The 18,485-nt window shown below is 60.6% G+C and carries 9 protein-coding genes; 2 read left to right on the plus strand and 7 right to left on the minus strand.

From position 1 onward, the window contains the following. Nucleotides 1–134: 134 nt before the first annotated feature. From E4P00_RS09210 to E4P00_RS09225, 4 genes are all read right to left on the minus strand, one after another. Nucleotides 135–3,122, minus strand: a complete 2,988-nt coding sequence (locus tag E4P00_RS09210) for an RHS repeat-associated core domain-containing protein (RefSeq protein WP_216091878.1) — start codon at nt 3,120–3,122, stop codon at nt 135–137. A gap of 124 nt (nt 3,123–3,246) precedes the next feature. After that, nucleotides 3,247–5,958: an RHS repeat-associated core domain-containing protein gene (locus E4P00_RS09215; RefSeq protein WP_078821921.1), complete on the minus strand. Its 2,712-nt coding sequence runs from the start codon at nt 5,956–5,958 to the stop codon at nt 3,247–3,249. Between the two features lie 147 nt (nt 5,959–6,105). Beyond that, nucleotides 6,106–6,399 carry a BolA family protein gene (locus E4P00_RS09220; RefSeq protein ID WP_032880157.1) on the minus strand — a complete coding sequence of 98 codons (294 nt, stop codon included), beginning with the start codon at nt 6,397–6,399 and terminating at the stop codon, nt 6,106–6,108. A 6-nt stretch (nt 6,400–6,405) separates the two neighbouring features. Further along, nucleotides 6,406–6,924 (minus strand): DUF2059 domain-containing protein, encoded by a 519-nt coding sequence (locus E4P00_RS09225; RefSeq protein WP_032880156.1) that lies wholly within the window; start codon nt 6,922–6,924, stop codon nt 6,406–6,408. Between the two features lie 195 nt (nt 6,925–7,119). Here E4P00_RS09225 and E4P00_RS09230 point away from each other — a divergent pair, with 195 nt between their 5' ends. Next, nucleotides 7,120–8,502: a class II fumarate hydratase gene (locus tag E4P00_RS09230; RefSeq protein WP_032880155.1), complete on the plus strand. Its 1,383-nt coding sequence runs from the start codon at nt 7,120–7,122 to the stop codon at nt 8,500–8,502. Here the strand turns inward: E4P00_RS09230 and E4P00_RS09235 are convergent. The 3 genes from E4P00_RS09235 to E4P00_RS09245 all read right to left on the minus strand — a co-directional run bounded on the left by E4P00_RS09235 (nt 8,499) and on the right by E4P00_RS09245 (nt 16,144). Further along, nucleotides 8,499–9,455 (minus strand): DMT family transporter, encoded by a 957-nt coding sequence (locus E4P00_RS09235; RefSeq protein ID WP_032880154.1) that lies wholly within the window; start codon nt 9,453–9,455, stop codon nt 8,499–8,501. The genes E4P00_RS09230 and E4P00_RS09235 overlap by 4 nt on opposite strands. Nucleotides 9,456–9,692: 237 nt before the next feature. Beyond that, complete coding sequence (pap, locus tag E4P00_RS09240; protein ID WP_078821923.1) at nt 9,693–11,207, minus strand: polyphosphate:AMP phosphotransferase; 1,515 nt, start codon at nt 11,205–11,207, stop codon at nt 9,693–9,695. Nucleotides 11,208–11,308: 101 nt separating this feature from the next. After that, entirely contained in the window at nt 11,309–16,144 is a 4,836-nt protein-coding gene (locus E4P00_RS09245) for an NEL-type E3 ubiquitin ligase domain-containing protein (protein WP_248131248.1), read from the minus strand. A 212-nt stretch (nt 16,145–16,356) separates the two neighbouring features. Between E4P00_RS09245 and mnmC the strand changes: the two genes are divergently transcribed. Continuing rightward, nucleotides 16,357–18,357: a bifunctional tRNA (5-methylaminomethyl-2-thiouridine)(34)-methyltransferase MnmD/FAD-dependent 5-carboxymethylaminomethyl-2-thiouridine(34) oxidoreductase MnmC gene (gene mnmC, locus E4P00_RS09250; protein WP_248131250.1), complete on the plus strand. Its 2,001-nt coding sequence runs from the start codon at nt 16,357–16,359 to the stop codon at nt 18,355–18,357. Nucleotides 18,358–18,485: the final 128 nt, after the last annotated feature.

The following is an 18,485-nucleotide window of genomic DNA, read 5'->3' on the forward strand; positions in this document are numbered from 1 at the left end:
CTGCGCCAGACCTGTAGCGGTCTGGCCCCTCCAACGTGAGCCGTTCAAATGTGTGTGAGGCTTGCCTGCAAAGGCAGCCTTGAAGCCGACTGGGATGTTGAATGGGCCGCAGCGACGACCCATTCATGTTCTTGTCAGGATCGCCGGGCTGCGCCCCATCGCGACGCCAAGGTTGTATACCCGCGCCTGGCAAACGTTACGAAAAAGCCGCGCCATTCGGTCAATGATGCAATCACGCCGCGGGCCGCCATGACAATTGTTCGAGTGGTCCGGCCTTGAGCGGCCTGTGGCAGGCCCGTCAGCGCAACGGCCAATGCCTCGACACCGGACGCGGCCCAGTGCGTCCACACCTGATTGAACATTCTGCTCAGCCCACCGTGCGCCGTCGCGACAGGATCCGGCAACTGTACGGTTTGGCCATGGGGATCGTGGACGGCGGTCCGGTGACCGCCACGCATCATCGTTCCCATCGCCCCATCGTAGGCTTCTATTGCAGGTGAGACATTGGGTTGCATCAGCGCAGGCACTTCCCCGCCATAAACAACGTTGGCCACGGTGGCAAGGGCATAGGCGGCCGTCGCTCCGGCGGTGCGCGTGACCCTGCCGCGCAGGGGCGTGCTGCCCCAGGAGATGCCGGTACCGTGCCCACGAAGGACCTGCTGCACCAGTTCTCTGGAGAGCGCGCGCACATGTCCGCCCAACCGCTGGACCGCCACCGGGTCCCAGCTGTGCTCGGCTTGATCACCTATCGAGTCGCCATGCATGGCATACCCCATACCCGCGGCACCTGCAAAAATAGCACCGATCTGTGGCGCATATCGCGTCCAGTTACCGGCGATACCGGTGCTCATATGTGCCGTGGACACTGCATCCAGCACCGCAACGGTAAGGCGCAAGATTTGGTTGCGTTGTGCCGTGGGCTGGACGGTACTGAAGACCGCCAGATCGACGCCCGTCGCAATTGCATTGGCGATATAGGTGGATAAACCATCGCGAATCGCTGCCGCCGAGGCCGGTTGTATCCTCGGGCGCATAACCCTGCCTATATTCGCGAGCCTGCGGCTGATGGAAAGCCTGCGTATTTGTTTATCCTGCGACTCCTCCAAAGCCGGTGTGGCAGCCAGCCCTTGCGCATCGACCTTGCTAACCGGATTACCGCCAACCATGGCGTACAGATTCAAACCATCGGCATCGCCAATCGGGTCCGGGCTGATCCATCGGCATAACCACGGTGCGTAATACCTGAAGCCGTAGTAAGACAACCCACTGGCATCGCGCTCCTTGCCCGAGTAACGGATGAACCTGTAACTCGCCTCACTGGCATTCTTCGCCGCCCACCAGGCAGTCCCGCCGAAGGGGTAATAACTTTCCTGGCTGAGCAGTTGCGCCTGCTCGCCCAGTTCCAGGCTGCTGCTGCCCAAGTGGTCCGACAAGCCGTAACGGATCTGCGCGTCCTGGCGCCCCCCCGAAGGGTGGCGATCCCAAAGCAGGACGCGGACCGTGGTCGTACCAGCATCAAGGTTGAGTACATTCAGTTGCTCACCCGTCGCGCTGTCATGCCGAATTTCCAGCCCCGGCAAGTAGCGCACCTCGGCCCTATGCAGCACGCCCCGGGCCTGGGAGACCCGGCGCTTGAGGATGCGCTGGCCCGTGGCATCGTAGGCGTAACGTTCTTCATCGTCGTTGCCGCCCTCGCGCCGCACCTGCGTGAGGCGCACCAGTTGATTGCGCACATCCCAGCCCATCTTGTGATCGCCTGCCAACGCTTGCAGATTGCCATTGCGGTCAAAGCCCTGGCCCAACCCCGGCGCAGTCTTGCCATCGGCCTGCGGCAAAAAATGATTGCTGCCCGCGGCCACGCTCATCTGCCGCGTGAAGCCCGTGCCGCTGCTGGGCACATGTTGCAACTCAAGCATATTTCCGGCGGCGTCATAGCTGAACCGCTGGGTGTAGCGACGCCATACGCTGTCGTCAGTCGAGCCGAACGTCACACTCGCTGGTAACGCCGGGCCTCCAGTGTTGCCGGCGGTTTCGCGGCCGGTGGCCTTGGTCAGTTGCGATAACGTGTCGTACTCATAAAGGCTGGTCGAACTGATTCGGGTGTTGCTGGACCATTGCGTCGGCTGGGCAAGGTCATCGATCCGCACGACGTTGCCAACGCCGTCATACTCGTAGCGCAGGTCTTGCAGCGCTGCGCCCGGTCGCGCGGGCAGATGGGCAGTCATTTGCCGCAAGCGACCATCGAATTCACGGTAGTGCATGGCACGCACAACGCCGTTGCCGGCGCGTTCGCTGAGCACCTGACCCGCTGCGTTATAGTGCCGCTGGCCCAGTACCTGCGTACGCTCGCCGCCCCTGGGCGTCACAAAGATGCTCGCCGGCTGGCCGTCAATGCCGTAGGCGTAGTCGAAGCGATTGCCCTTGGCGTCCGTGTGATGCAGGCGCTCACCCAGCGCGTTGAACCCAATGGATGTCTGGAATCTCTCGGGCTCCAGGAGCACCTCGCGTTGTGCGTACAGCTGCGGCCAATCCAGCGCGGCATCCGCCTGCCGGAAGCGTCGGGTCTGCTGAGCAACTTCTGCGTGCACCCCATACCGCTCGTGGAACAACGAGCCGCCGCCGTCATCGTGGCGAACCACCCGGCCGCAGCGGTTGCGCGCCGCCTCTTCGTTCGAAGATGCAGCATAGGCAAGACGCTCGACGCACAACGCTTGCCCGTCACTGGCCGCCTGCTCGAAGACCGCCACCGGCCGCAGATATTGATCGTAGCGATGAGCCTGGTGAGCGCCCCGCCCATCCCATTCTTCCAGTAACTGCCCAGCCTCCCCCATCAGCGTCAGCCGCCAGCCGGCATCCACGCTGTCGGTGCGCAACGCTTGTCCACCAAGGCTATAGACCGTGCGTTGATTGGGCGCGGTGTCAGGCTGTGAGCGTGACAACTGCAACAAACGTGGGTCCCACTGTTCAATCATCAAGCCCGTACTGCCATACACCTGACGATGAATGCGCATCTGCGGTTCAACCTCTGTGCTTGAACGGTGGTAATCGATGTTACGAACAATTAACCCACGCGGGTCGACTGCGACCAGGGACGGCGTGTTTCGATGGATGGAATCAGACATGACCTCAGGACCTTATTGCTGAACAAGTAGTCCTGAGAGCCTAGGGATGAGGGGATGAGAAAGGTGGTGCTGGAGGATGCTTTTGTGTATCCAGTTACTGGCATCGCCCCGACCCGCTCACGTGTCAGCGTGCCGCCCGCCCTGACACCCTCGGACGGCTGGGTTTGTAGCGACGCCAAGCTCGCGCGTTTGACTCCCAAGGCGCGTCGACCCGTTGTTGGTGTCGATAGAACGTCACACGGCCTGCCAGTTGCAGACGATGCCGATAAAGCCAACGCAACTCCGAACCTGTGGCGGAAGTCGTGGACTTATGGATCACATCATCCACGTCCAGATTATCAAGGGCAAAATGCACCTGCCGGGTGCTCTGAGGGTCCGTCAGCGTCTTCAACGCCGACTTACTGGCGCGGCTGACCAACTTATGCTGGAACTCACTCAAGTCCACGTCGATATAATCCTTCAGAGTACGCTCGAACGAATACTCACTGGAAGCAAGATCACTGACGAACCGCTTCGCGAACTCCCGGTTGGCGGTGGTCGACGTACAGCCCGAATACTTCGACACAATAGCGCCATAGAACTGTTGTGCAACCGACGAGCCTTGCTCCGTGAGCCTTTGCTCATACTCGTGTTCATCGATCCTGCCGAGCTTGAACTGAATGAACATGGGGGCACTTTCCTTTCTCAGCCTCGCAGTCGCCGGCCCTATCTCCTCGTTCCCGAAATAGGCGGCCATTATGTCCCCACGTGCAGTCAGCTTCGACCAGAAGCTGCGGTAGAGACGCACGGTATCCGCCAAGCCGAAAATGATATCGCCACGACTGGGTTGGAATTGCTCGCCAAACGTCGTTTGCGTGCCATCGGCATCCCTGAACCCTACGGGATTGCCTCGGGCCATCGCATACAGGTTCAAGCCGTCCACATCGCCCATCGGGTCCGGGCTTATCCAGCGCTGCAACCACGGTGCGTAATAACGCGCACCGTAGTAGTACAGGCCCGTGGCGTCGCGCTCCTTGTCGGAGTAACGGCGAATCTTAGGGTGCCCACGAACGATATTGCTGGTTGCCCACCACGCCGTTGCGCCATAAGGATAGTAATGCTCCTGGCTCAACAAGCGAGCCTGCTCGTCCAGTTCCAGCGCACAGCTCTTGAGGTGATCCAGAATGCTGAATCGCAGTGAGTGGGTACTCATCTCGCTGGGTTTGCCCGACTCCCATTGCACCACGGTGACTCGCCCACCGCCCGTATCAATGTCCAGCACATTGAAGCGCTGTGCCCTTTGCTTGTGTACTTGCAGGCCCGGCAGGTAATAGGTTTCCTGGGTGTAAGGTTTTGCACGAGCCTCACGGCTGCGAACCTTGAGTGCGCGCAGGCCTTGACTGTCATACAGGTAACTCTCCACGTCAGGGTCACCGTTCTCACGCTGTACCTGGGTGGTGTAGGTCAATTGATTGCGCACATTCCAGGCCGCCTGCTGTGTGCCGTCGAGCGACAACTGATTGCCATTGGCATCGAACGCCCCATCCCATTGAACCTGCCGCCCTTGCGCTACGGGCACGGCGCGGTTCGTGAGCGCCGCCACTTGCATTTCGCGGGTATAGCCTGTGCCGCTGGAGGGCACGTGTCGAAGGCGCGTCAGATTGCCCGCACCATCATAGGCATAATGCTGGGTGTAATTGCGCCAGAGCCCCTGATCCGTCGCCCCGAACTGCACCTGCGTTGGCAAAGCCCGGCCCCCGGCATTGGCGCTATTTTCCCGACCGCTGGCCTGGATCAACTGATAAAGCGTGTCGTACTGGTAGCGATTAACCGCATCAATCCGGGTGTTGCTGTGCCATCGAGTCGGTTGCGCCAGGTCGCTGAGGCTGAGGATGTTGCCGACCGGATCGTACTCATATACCAGCTGCTGCAGCGGCGTGCCGGCCTGCCCTTGGCGGTACACCTCAAGTTGCTGCAAACGACCGTCGTGCTCGGCGTAACGGGCGACTTTGGTAACGTTATTGCCCGCCCGCTCGGACACGACTTGGCCGCTGGCGTTGTATACCCGCTGATTCATCAACACTTGGCGCTCGCCGGTCTTGAAGATCAGCAGCATTTCCAACACCCAGCCCTGTTGCCCATAGCGCCACTGTAGGCGGTTGCCCTTGGCATCGATCTGCTCCAGCATTGCACCCAGCGCATCGTAACGCCAGGTGGTGGTATAGGCCTGGCGTTCCGTCAGCAGATCCTGTGCCTCATCGCTGTTTGGCCAGTCGACCAGAGCGATATCGGCGCGAAACCGTCTGGTTTGCTTGATGACGCGTTGATCGATCGCGTACGCCTCCACCAGCAGCACACCCGCCGGGTCCGCATGGCGAATCAACCGTCCACAGCGATTGCCGACGACCTCGGCCGAGATTGCGGGCGCGTACGTCATACGCTCGACACAACGGGGTGACGGGTCCTCTGCAGATTGTTCGAACACCGCCACAGGGCGCAGCAAACTGTCATAGTGAAACGCTTGGAGGGCGCCGCGCGAGTCCCAACTGTGCAACCGCTGCCGCGCTGCACCGTACATGACCAAGCGCCAACCGGCATCCATACTCTGGGTTCGCACGGTTTCACCCGACAGGCTGTAAAGGTTCGATTGCGCCGCCACCCCGGTCGAGCCAAGGGCGAACTGACGTGGGTCCCACTGTTCAAGCAAAAAACCACTGGCACTCAACACCTGGCGATTGACCCGCGCCTGAGGGGAGTCCGCGAGCGTTGCACGATGATACTGCACAGTGCGCACGGCTAACCCGCGAGGGTCAATGGCCGTCAAGGTAGGCGTATTTCGATGAAGGGCGTTAGACATGAATTCATGACCTGTTTTGCACTAAGGTCAACAAATCCTAGAGGTACCGGCCTCGATAAAGGGGTATAAAAAGTAGCCTTGTGTAACCAGATTCTGGCACCACCTGTCGAGACCAGCAGGCTTGGCACCTGCTGGCCTCAAAGGTTTTCAGTGCCCGCCGGCGCAGGTCGGCGAGGCCGGGGCTGCGTCGATCTTCGCCCATTCCTCAGGCGTGTAGGTATGCAGCGCCAACGCATGAAATTCGCTCATCAGGTCACCCAGGGTGGCGTAGACCTTCTGGTGGCGCTTGACGCGGTTGAGCCCTTCGAACTGCGGGCTGACCAGCACGGCCTTGAAGTGGGTCTGCAACCCACGGCTGTGCATGTGGCTTTCATCCAGCACACTCAAGTGTTCCGGGCCCAGGGCGGCGAGCGCCGTTTCGATACGCTGTTGCATGGTCATTGCTGCTTACTTCTTCTTGGCCGGTGCGGCACCTTTTGGCGCCAGCTCATTGGTCATGTCTTCCAACAGCTTGTTCACCACCGGTACGGCGCTTTCCAGTTTGGCCTGGGTCATCTGGGCCGATTGCTGAGTCAGCTGCGGCATTTTTTCCAGGACTTTCTTGCCCAGTGGCGACTGGTAGAACGCTACCAGGTCCTTGAGCTCGGATTCGCTGAAGTTGGTGGTGTAGAGCTTGACCATATCGGGCTTGAGCTTCGGCCAGCCGATGGCCTGGTCCAGGGCGGCGTTGGCCTTGGCCTGGTAGCTGTCCAGTACGGACTGCTTGGCGGCAGGCGCCTTGGTCTGTTCGAAACGCTGGGCGAACATTTGCTGCACTTGCATGTACACCGGGGTCCCCAGCTTGTCAGCGTGGGCCAGGGTAAGGAAGGCTTCGGCACTGGCGTTGTGGCTGGCGGTATCGGCAAAAACCTGGCCGCTGGCGCAAACCAGAGCAACCGCGGTACAGATGGCACGAAGACGAGTCATCGAGTTTCCTTTTCTAGCAGGCGAGGTAAGACCCCAAGGGCGCCCATTCTGCGCCTAAAAAACCTCGCGGCTCAACCCCACCCCACGTAGGCCCTGGTTTTGCGGGGCGCAATGGCACAAATGCGGATTTAGGGAACCCACGGCAGCCGCCAGGGCCTAAACTGACCAATCACGACTGGATAAGGAGGGTGCCCGATGAGCCGTATCGAAACCGACAGCCTGGGAGAAGTACAGGTCCCTGATGATGCCTATTGGGGCGCGCAAACCCAGCGCTCGCTGGTCAATTTTGCGATTGGCGAGCAGCGTATGCCGCTGGCGGTATTGCATGCCCTGGCCCTGATCAAGAAGGCCGCCGCCCGGGTCAATGACCGTAACGGCGACCTGCCCGCCGATATCGCCCGGCTGATCGAACAGGCTGCCGACGAAATCCTCGACGGCCAGCATGACGACCAGTTCCCGCTGGTGGTCTGGCAGACCGGCAGTGGCACCCAGAGCAACATGAACGCCAACGAAGTGATCGCCGGCCGCGCCAACGAACTGGCCGGCAACAATCGGGGCGGTAAAAGCCCGGTACACCCCAACGACCATGTGAACCGCTCCCAAAGCTCCAACGACTGCTTCCCAACCGCCATGAGCATTGCTGCGGTGCAAGCGGTGCACCAGCAACTGCTGCCTGCTATCGCGACGCTGTCCGGTGGCCTGGCGGAACTGGCCGCGCGGCATATGAAGCTGGTCAAGACCGGCCGCACCCACATGATGGACGCCACGCCCATCACCTTCGGCCAGGAGCTGTCGGCGTTTATCGCCCAGCTCGATTACGCCGAGCGCGCGATCCGCAGCGCCCTGCCCGCCGTGTGCGAGCTGGCCCAAGGCGGCACTGCTGTCGGCACCGGGCTCAACGCACCCCATGGCTTCGGCGAGGCGATTGCCTCCGAACTGGCGGCGCTGTCGGGCTTGCCCTTCGTGACCGCACCGAACAAATTTGCAGCCCTCTCCGGCCATGAACCGCTGGTCACCTTGCACGGCGCGCTGAAAACCCTGGCCGTGGCCCTGATGAAAATCGCCAACGACCTGCGCCTGCTGGGTTCCGGCCCACGCACAGGGCTGGCCGAAGTGAAGTTGCCGGCCAACGAACCGGGCAGTTCGATCATGCCCGGCAAGGTCAACCCCACACAGTGCGAAGCGCTGTCGATGCTGGCCTGCCAGGTATTGGGCAACGACGTGACCATCGGCATGGCCGCCAGCCAAGGGCACTTGCAGTTGAACGTGTACAAACCGGTGATCATTCACAACCTGCTGGAGTCGATCCGGCTGCTGGCCGATGGCTGCAACAACTTCCAGGAGCATTGCATCGCGGGTCTTGAGCCAGACGCCGCGCAAATGGCCGAACACCTGGAACGCGGGCTGATGCTGGTCACCGCGCTCAACCCGCATATCGGCTACGACAAGTCGGCAGAGATCGCCAAGAAGGCTTACGCCGAAGGGCTGACACTGCGCGAAGCCGCGCTGGAGCTCGGCTACCTCACCGACGCCGAGTTCGACCAGTGGGTCCGCCCGGAAAACATGCTCGGCGCTTAAACCGATATCCGCAGCCGCCGGGCCCTGAGCCCGGCGAGCAGCGAAGGCGCCAACGCCACCATCGCCGACCCCGTCACCACCACCAACGCCCCCACATACCCCAAGGCATTGATCTCTTCGGCCTGCACATAGTCGGGCCACAGCCAGGCCGCTAAGGCCACCGCCACAAAGGTCACCAACGGCGTCAACGCCAGGGTCGCACTGACCCGCGAGGCTTCCCAATGCGCCAGGGCTTCGGCAAATGCGCCGTAGGCCACCAGCGTATTCATGCAACACGCCAGCAGCAGCCATCCTTGCAGCGGGCTCAACTGCAACGCCTCCAGCGGATGCGCCCACGGCGTGAGCAACACCGCGCACGACAGGTAGATCACCATCATCACCTGCAACGAATTCCACACTGTCAGCAACTGCTTCTGCCCCAATGCATAGAACACCCAGATGGTGGTGGCGAGCAGGATCGTCAGCACACCGGCGGTGTAGGTGCCCATGGACGTCAGCAACTCCACCAGGCGTTGGTTGAAGAACAAACCAAAACCGATAATCAGTACCACCAGCCCCACACCCTGCCCCAGGCTGAAGCGCTCCTTGAACACAAACACACTGGCTACCATCAGAAAGATCGGGCCCATCTGCACTACCAGCTGCGCGGTGCCTGGGCTGAGCATTTTCAGCCCAACCAGATACAGCACGTAGTTGCCGACCAGGCCGCACACCGCCATGCCCACCAGCCAGCCGCCCCTGGGGCCGAGCACTTTACGGCTGGGCAAGCGCTTGGTGGCAGCCAGATAGACAAACAGGCAAGTACCGGCCACCGTGAGGCGAAACCAGGTGACGGTGATCGGATCCATCACTTGCAGCACTTGCTTGAGCTTGACCGGAAGGATGCCCCACAGAAACGCGGTCAGCAGGGTCAGGAAAAAGCCGTAGACCCAGCGGCCGGAGGAGATGTGCATGAGTGCCCCAGATGCCAGAGGAAGTGGAACCGCATTCTAGGGGCAAGTCACTGGATTGGGATACGCCACAATCCTAAATGTGGGAGGGGGCTTGCCCCAATGCCAGTCAGTTAAGAGCTAGAGCAGACAACTAGTGAGCTGTGGCCCGATGAGGGAGTGTCAGTCAGCACATCTGTGACTGACTCACCGCCATCGGGAGCAAGCCCCCTCCCACATTTTGACCGAGCCGGGTGCAGGCTATTTCTTTTTCTTTTTGTCGTGCTTATCGGTTTTAGCGAACGCATCCTCCAGCGCCCGGTTGATGGTGCGCAACACCTTGACCCGCGCCCAGCGCTTGTCATTGGCTTCTACCAGGGTCCAGGGCGCCACCTCGGTGCTGGTGCGATCAACCATGTCGCCCACCGCCGCGCGGTAGTCGTCCCATTTGTCGCGGTTGCGCCAATCATCTTCAGTGATCTTGAAGCGCTTGAACGGGATTTCCTCGCGGGCCTGGAAGCGCTCCAGTTGGGTGTCCTTGTCGATGGCCAGCCAGAACTTGACCACGATCACCCTCGCATCGCGCAATTGCTCTTCGAAGTCATTGATCTCGCCATAGGCGCGCATCCAGTCCGCCGGGGTGCAAAAGCCTTCGATGCGTTCCACCAGCACGCGGCCGTACCAGGAGCGGTCGAACACGGTGAACATGCCACGCGCCGGGATCTTCTGCCAGAACCGCCATAGATAAGGCTGGGCGCGTTCGTCTTCACTGGGCGCGGCAATCGGCACGATGTGGTACTGGCGCGGGTCCAGTGCTGCCGCCACACGACGGATCGCCCCGCCCTTGCCGGCTGCGTCGTTGCCTTCGAATACGCTCACCAGCGCGTGCTTGCGCATGCGTTTGTCGCGCATCAGGCCAGAGAAGCGCGCCTGCTCGGTGATCAGCTGTTCTTCGTAATCGTCCTTGTCCAGGCGCAGGGTCATGTCCAGGCTGTCGAGCAGGCTCTTCTGGTCAACCGAGGCAAGCAACGGCGCCGGGTTCATGCCGCTGGCCTTGACCTTGGCCTGTTTCAAGGCACTTTGCAGTCCATCCAGCAGGATCTTGCCCACGGTCAGCCCACGGTAATGGGGGTCGACGCCTTCGATCACATGCCACGGCGCGTAATCGCGGCTGGTGCGGCGCAGCACACGCTCACCGAAATGCACGAACTTGTCGTAGGTCTCGGACTGCTGCCAATCCAGCGGGCTGATGCGCCAGCTGTGCAGCGGGTCGTCGGCCAGGGCCTTGAGGCGCGCCTTCATCTGTTTTTTGGACAGGTGGAACCAGAACTTGAAGATCAGCGCACCTTCATCGCAGAGCATTTTTTCCAGACGTTCGGCGCCGGCGATGGCCTGGTCCAGGCGCGCATCCTTGATCTGCCCATGCACCCGGCCTTGCAGCATCTGGCTGTACCAGTTACCGAAAAAGATGCCCATGCGACCCTTGGCCGGCAGTTGCCGCCAATAGCGCCAGGCCGGCGGGCGCGCCAGTTCTTCGTCGGTCTGCTGGTCGAAGGTGCGCACTTCGATCAGGCGCGGGTCCATCCATTCATTGAGCAGCTTGACGGTTTCGCCCTTGCCCGCGCCTTCGATGCCATTGATCAGGATGATCACCGGGAAGCGCTTCTGCTGCTGCAACTCGTACTGCACCTCCAACAAGGCTTCACGCAGGGCCGGCACTTCGGCGTCATAGGTGTCTTTGTCGATGGCGTGACCGATTTCGGCGGATTCGAACATGGGCAGCTCCGTTTCAAGATGGCTCAAGACTAGCGGATTGGGCACCACGGCAGGCAAGGAATTTCACTCGGCTTGCCGTGGATCAATCACCGCGGCTACGGTTAATACCCAGGAACGTGACATAGGCCCAGGTCCTGATGCTTCAACATCTGCTGTGTCAGGCGCTCCATCACTGCGGTTATTGCCTGCCGTCGCGGTGCGCGCAGGGCTTCCATTTGTTTGAAATACTCCCCGTCAGTAAGGTCCTGGCGATTCTCAAAAAGTGTTTGCTGCTGCGTATCGAAGGGCTCAGTCACCGATAGGAACTCAGCAGGAAACTGCTGTTTGAGATGGGTTTTCCAGAACGTCAACTGGGTAATAAAACGCAAGAAGGCAGGCGACAGCTCAGCTGTTCGCACCTGGGCTTGCGCCATCGCCAAATCGCTGCTGGGCACCTCGAAAAACGAGTCATAGACCATATGTTTCGGCTGCCCCGGCAGTTGCAGGTCCTTGGCCAACCCGATCCGAAATGCCAGGTTGATTTCCAGCGGATCCGAGGAGGCTTTTTCAACCGCGTATGTCGCCGCAATTTTCTCCAGCTCGCTGAGGCGAAACAAACCTCGACTCAAGTTCAACAGCGCCCCGGAGTTGCTCTGTGCACGACCCGCCTGCAGCGTTGCCTTCTCGACTTCCTTGAGAACCTCAATCTGGCTGAACATCTGCGCCGCCCCATCCTCACAACCAGTCGGATGGGCTGCCAGTTGGAAGACCTGCTCGCGCAGCCCGACATTGTCATGGGTCGCCTGCAATACGTCCCAGACACGTTGCGTCATATCCTCGCGCACACGGCGACTGTCAGCAGCACTGGTCAATTCAGCCAGCAACAGGAACAACTCTGTCGACTCCGGATCATCCCGCAGGTTGGCCCAGACGCTACGCTTGTTGGCATCGCGGGCGGCCACCTCGTCCGGCAACCACCGCGCCCTGGCCTTCAGTTCGCTCATACGAGGCTGATCGTCGTCTACATACCCCATACCAATACCCACGTCAGCGCGGTAACGCTCGAGTGCCTCTACTGTCGTGTCGGATAGCGGATTGCCGCCCAAGTCGATCGACTGGCTGAAAATGCGCGGCACCGTGAACAACCACTCGGGCAGCACGGTGATCAGGTTATCGCGCAGATCCACCTGCTCCAAGTGGGCCAACCGCCCGATGCCCGACGGCAGGTCGACGAGTCTGCTGTCCCGCAGCAACAGCGTGTGCAAGTCACGCATCCTGCTGACATCCACCAGTTTATCCAGTGGGTTATGGCTCAGGTCCAGCAGGCGCAGCGTATTCAGATCAGCCAGTTTCAGCTGGGTATACTCGGTCAGTGCAAGACGGTTATGGGGCATCGACAAGCTTTCGAGGTCGAGCATCCGCGAGAATATTTCCGGCAAGCGCGTCAGGCGGTTACGGTCCAGCGCCAGATGCCGAATGCCTTTGAAACACTTGAGGAAATACGCGACGTCATCGCCCAATCGCATGTTCTTGAGTGACACCTGACGGACATGGTCGAAACGAATGTCGGCAGGCAGCGTCGGCAACGATCCGACGCGCATTCCGTCCAGGTTCAAACTGGCAACCGACATCTGATGTTCATCCAGAGCAAAGCTTTGACGCCGCCAACAAGCTTCAATGCGCTCAGCCACCTGCTCGCGGCTGGTACGAATGTCACTCAGGCCCGGCTGTTTATCCATGCCCTGGGTATCGGTCTTCCAGTGTTTGAGCAGCGCTCGCAGATGAGTAAGCTCTGCCTTCAAACGCTTTACCGCCCTGGCCCGGGAAAGATGGTCAGCACCCAAGGCCATCAGCAGCGAAGACACTTGTGCAGTGCTGAACAAGGGGTACAAACGCTTCACCTTGCGCACCAGCGCGCGAGGGTGCGCCAATGGCCCCGTCGGCGAATCAGCCATTTCACAGGGCATCGCGTCCAGCACCGGCTCGCTGCCCCTGCTGGAAAAAGCCTCGGCGGCCAGCTCCCGTTCCCCCTTGGCCTGGGAAGCGCTCATGTAGCGCAGGCGCCAGAGATTGTTGGCCTCGTTGAGCGGCAACCCCATTGCTACGCGCTGACTGTCGGTCAGCGCGCACTCAATCGCCTGAAACAAGCCGTCCGGTCCGGAGTAAGGCCCACCTAGACTCAGGCCGTTGTCGTCGAACGTTGCAAACCCAGCGTCCGAGCTGACCACTATTCGTCGCGCACCGGCGCCATTGCTCGCGCCCAGAACCAATAAATCACCTTGTGACGAACCCTGGCGCAACTCAAGCCGCACCTCCCTGCCCCACCCTGATAAATGCGGCATGGACCTGACTGCCACACGCGCCGTATCCAGGCTGGCCAGCTCAGGCTGCTCAAACCCCATCAGGGCGCGGTCCAGGCGTTGCTCCCCGAGAGCACGCTGGACCGACTCGGCCAATGCCATGGGGATACGTTGATTATCGCGCAGGGTCTCGCGCTGCACCGTTGAGGTCTGGGCCATCAATTCGCGCATCAGCGTACAGGGCAGTTGCGGATAAGTACGCCTGAGCAACGCCCATTCGGGCGGTACAGGTCCGTCATGGGCCTGATACAACTGCTCGAACAACGGCCTGCAGTCAGCCTTGAGGTGTGCGAGCAACCGACGCTCCAATACGCCGCGCTCCTGATCAGCAGCAACCCCCTCTCCAAGCAGGCCGATTTTTTGTGCCTCGTCCAGCTCGGACAACAGCACATCAAACACTTTGCCCTCACGAAGCATCTGCTCAGTGAGCGTCAAACGCAGGCCTGCATTGTCAAACGGCCCACCGGTGGGGTAACGCGCCTTGACGCTGCCCTGTGCATCCAGCACCTCAAAATAGCGCCCCACCGGCCACCCGTCTAACAAGGGCAGGGCATGCATCTGCAAGGTCAAGTTTTCTACACTGGGGGACGCACCGCTTTCCAACTGCCAGATCAGATCACGAATGGACTGGTCCAGCTTGAAACGCTCATACAAATCACGAAAACGTGCGGGAAAGGGCAGGCACTCTTCGGCCTGATAGACGCCCCATTCATGGGGCATATCCATAATGGCCTTGATCTGCACAAGCTTCCTGGGATGCAGCGAAGCACCTGGGCCTGCCGGGTTCAGGCGTGAAAAGAGATACTCCTGATCCTCCCATTCGTCGGGCGTTTCGAACGCAAAACGCCAGCGTCCTTCGCCGTTGTGCAGCAACAGCGGGCGATAAGCCGTCTGCCGCAGCGGGTGGCTGGCCCGCCATCGATCCAGTTTCGAGTCAAACGCAACCCGATGTACGCAATCATTGACCTTGACGTATGAATGCCCTCCGACTTTGTAAATTCCCGTAGCGTCCGCAACCTCGTCGTCGACAAGACGCTGATCATGGAAGTACGGCGTGACATTTGCCCGCCACAGCCGCAGATTGCCATCTGTGGGGCGTACCACTTCAAACTGGCGAAAAAAGTTATCCAGGTTAAGACCGCTGCGTTTCATCGCCGAACCGACAACCTTGCTCCCCGCCGCGAACAGCACCATCGAGGTGATGTTTTGCGCTACCGCTGCCAACTGCTTGAACGCCTCCTCTTTATCGCCACGGCGCCAGTCCTCAATGCCCTCATACAGCTCGCCGAGCATCTGGCCCACCGCCACGCCAGTCATCAATAGTCCCAACTCCGGCACAACAAACCCGGCGAGGTTGAGCACTGTCAAACCGGCATCCAGGTACGCTTGCAAGCGCTGCTCGCGGGCCACCTCATCCACGTCGGCCACCGGTACCGCCAGGGTCCGCGCGTCGGCTTGGAGTTTGGCGGCGTAAGTTGCGAAAAAATGCCCCGCCAGGCTAACCGTAATGGGGTTTGCCTCCAGCGCCCCCAAGGTACGGGATTGATCGAAATGGCTGAAGAAGCCGACCCGGTCATCCTGGCTCAGGTACCGGGTAAAGAAACTACGATAAGCCGGCACTTCAAGCTTGCCCTTGAGGTAGACCTGAAAGTCATCAAACGAGGAATACTCGAACAATGGCCGCTCCGGCTCATTGGGCATGTACACCACACAGGGTTCTTGCGGGTATTGCGCAACCGAGCGGCCGGAGAACACCAGGATGCTCCACAGGCAACTGCCCTGTACATTCAGCCATTGCCAAGTGACGGGGCGCCATTCAAACAAAATCCCTGCCGCCTGAGCCTGAGACGCTGTCAGCTTGCGGTCCAGCAATTTGCACAACACCTCGTAGACACCTTGGGAAATATCTGCGCGCATCAGGGCAATGTGGGCGTCGATTTTTATATCCAGGGTTTTCATCTGGCCGATATCAGTTGCGACATCATTGAGGTTGGGCTGATCACTCCCCAGCTTGAATACTTCACTGATGTGCTGCTGATACAGGCCACCCAGATCCAGGGCACGGCACCCCTGGGCAAACTCCAGGGGGGTTATGCCAATGACCCCGCGAGCGGCAGCCCCCAAGCGCAGCAGCGAGCCCGTCGGAAAGTGCTGCGCTCGCACTTCATCCTCGGAAAAATTCTGCATCGCCACATGCAGGAGACTGTCCTGCACCAGCCTCACCGTTTTCACATATTTCAATGGCAAGACTTCTTTCTCGTACTCGTTTACAGCACGCACCAAAAGATCTTTTTTCGGATCCACGGTCAGTTGCCATCGGGTCTGACAGTAAGCCTTGAGCCGCTCACTGCAAAACTCATCCAGTGCTTGCAAAGGCTTCAATTGCTCGGCGACAACTGCCTGGGCATCTGCAACCCGTGCGGCATCTCTGGTCAGTGCGTCCAACACGCCAGGCGGTGCGTTGACCATCCAGCCCGGCAGTTGCTTTTGCAACACCTGGGCCTTGTCCAAATCACCCGTCATTTCCAGTAAGGCGGATTGCAGTTGCCGCTGGGTCAATTGGTTCAGTTTGCTGTTCAAATCGTCCTGCGGGCGCATCAGCAATGTCCTTTATTGCCTATAAATCAAGCTATTACGATACCGCAGCAACTTGCACAGAATTAACGCTGATAGTTGATGGATTGCAGGCCGGACGCAGCAGCTATTTCCATGCAAAACCTATGGGGCTACCACCTGGAATCGGCCCTGCGCGCCGCGATCGGCTAGAATGGCCGCCTTGTCTTTGCCTGCTGTATGTCTATGAGCCGCCCATGACCCCCATCACCCACGCCCAGCTCGACTGGGATGACCAAGGTCGCCCGCATTCGCGGGTGTTCGACGACGTGTACTTCTCCGACCAGTCGGGCCTTGCAGAAACCCGCTATGTGTTCCTGGAGCAGAACCGCTTGCAGGAGCGCTTTGCTGGCTTGCCAGCGGGCGGGCGGCTGGTGATCGGCGAAACCGGCTTCGGCACGGGTTTGAATTTTCTCTGCGCCTGGCAATTGTTTGAGCAACACGCACCGGCCGGCGCGCGCCTGCACTTTGTCAGCGTGGAAAAATATCCGCTGAGCCATGCCGACCTGCAACGCGCCCTCGCCCTCTGGCCTGAACTGCAACCCTTGGCCGAACAACTCTTGGCGCAATACATCGCCATTCACCAAGGCTTCCAACGCCTGGTACTGGATAACGGCCGCGTGGTCCTGACCCTGTTGATCGGCGATGCTCTGGAGCAATTGCCGCAACTGGATGCGCAGATCGACGCCTGGTTTCTGGACGGTTTCGCCCCGGCGAAAAACCCCGATATGTGGACCGCCGAACTGTTCGCTGAACTGGCGCGCCTGGCCGCTCCGGGCTCGACCATCAGCACCTTTACCAGCACCGGCTGGGTACGGCGCCTGATCAACGCCGCGGGCTTCAAGATGAAGCGCACGCCGGGCATCGGGCATAAGTGGGAGATCCTGCGTGGAGAGTTTCTCGGCTGGCCCGACGAGACGCCGCCGCCCGCAAAAAGCAAACCCTGGTTCGCTCGCCCCCCAGCCATCGACGGTGAACGCCACGCCATGGTTATTGGCGGTGGCCTGGCCGGTTGCGCAACGGCTGCCAGCCTGGCCGCCCGCGGTTGGCGCGTCAGCTTGCTGGAACGCCATGCCGGCCTGGCGCAGGAAGCCTCGGGCAACCCTCAGGGCGTGCTGTACCTCAAGCTGTCGGCCCATGGCACCGCATTGTCCCAACTGATACTCAGCGGTTTCGGCCACACCCGCCGCCTGCTGGAGCACTTGCACCGTGGCGTGGATTGGGATGGCTGTGGTGTGTTGCAACTGGCGTTCGACGCCAAGGAAGGCCAGCGCCAGGCCCAACTCGCCGACGCCTTCGCACCGAGCCTGCTGCACCTGCTCGACCGCGAGCAGGCGCAACAACAGGCTGGAATCCAACTGGCCCACGGCGGCCTGTTTTTCCCCGAGGGCGGCTGGGTGCATCCACCCGCACTGTGCCAGTGGCAGGCGACGCATCCGCTGATTGAGGTGCTCAGCCACCATGAGGCGCTTGAACTGGACCGGCACGACGACCAGTGGCACGCTCGCGCCGGCGATCGCGTGCTGGCCAGCGCCAGCGTGGTGGTGCTCGCCGGGGCGGCCGAGATCAAGCGTTTCCCCTTGAGCGCAGACATGCCGCTCAAGCGTATTCGCGGGCAGATCACCCGGCTCGCACAAACCCCGGCCAGTGAGGCCCTTACTACTGTGGTCTGTGCCGAGGGTTACGTCGCACCAGCCCGCCTTGGTGAACATACCCTGGGCGCCAGTTTTGACTTCAACAACCAGGACCTCACACCCACGCTCGCTGAACACACCGGCAACCTGGAGATGCTGCGCGAGATCTCCACAGACCTGCTGCAGCGCCTGGGCGCCGACCGCCTGGCGGCCGAACAGTTGGAAGGGCGTGCTGCGTTTCGCTGCACCAGCCCCGATTACCTGCCGATCGTCGGGCCGCTGGCCGACCATGAAGCGTTCCAGCAGGCTTATGCCGTGCTGGGCAAAGACGCCCGGCAAGTACCGGATACGCCGTGCCCCTGGCTGCCCGGGCTGTACCTCAACAGTGGCCATGGCTCCCGCGGCCTGATCACTGCACCACTGTGCGGCGAGCTCCTGGCCGCCTGGCTGAATGACGAACCGCTGCCGGTACCGGCCAGCGTGGCCGCGGCTTGCCACCCCAACCGGTTTACCCTGCGCGCTCTGGTTCGAGGCCAGGCCGCAGCCCGTAAAGAGCGGGATTGATGGCTAGGCGGCCATCTGCCTTATAACTTATCGGTCTAAAACTCCACGCATAGCACTGGGTCAGTTTCTGGGTACGCGCCGTTTGGCGTATTGAGTATTGACCCCTCCCCAACGGAAAAACCGGTAAG

Origin of the sequence: Pseudomonas sp. B329, assembly GCF_023127835.1 — a bacterium.
GTDB classification, from domain to species: Bacteria; Pseudomonadota; Gammaproteobacteria; order Pseudomonadales; family Pseudomonadaceae; genus Aquipseudomonas; species Aquipseudomonas synxantha_A.